Raw genomic sequence first — 337 nt, 5'->3', positions numbered from 1 at the left:
ATCTTGTCCCAGGTCCCGTCACGCTGCCAGCGGCGGAACAGGCCGTAGACGGTGGGCCAGGGCGCGTACTCGGCCGGGACGTCCCGCCATGGGGCACCGATCCGGATCCGCCACCGGATCCCATCGATGAGCTGTCGTTTCTCCCACTTCGGCGGACGACCCGTCCTCGGCGCTGCAGGCAGCAGCGGGGCGAGAACAGCCCACTGCCTGTCGGTCAGGTCATGCCGCCTCGTCACCGCTACGCTGGGCACGAGGTCTCCGGTATGAAGTTCTTGCTTGGTCGCAGAACCAGATACCGGAGACCTCTTCAGTTATCGATCACCGCCACGCGCAACTT

General features: G+C 65.6%; 1 protein-coding gene. It reads right to left on the bottom strand.

The genetic code is table 11. The features are described from left to right. Positions 1–251 (bottom strand): transposase (locus tag FXF52_RS41340; protein WP_148805098.1); only part of this gene is annotated, 251 nt, incomplete at its 3' end. Positions 252–337: the final 86 nt, after the last annotated feature.

Source organism: Micromonospora sp. MP36 (assembly GCF_008119785.1).
Lineage (GTDB): Bacteria > Actinomycetota > Actinomycetes > Mycobacteriales > Micromonosporaceae > Micromonospora.
The sequence above is the reverse complement of the archived record's forward strand: the minus strand, read 5'-3'. Positions and strand labels throughout refer to the sequence as shown.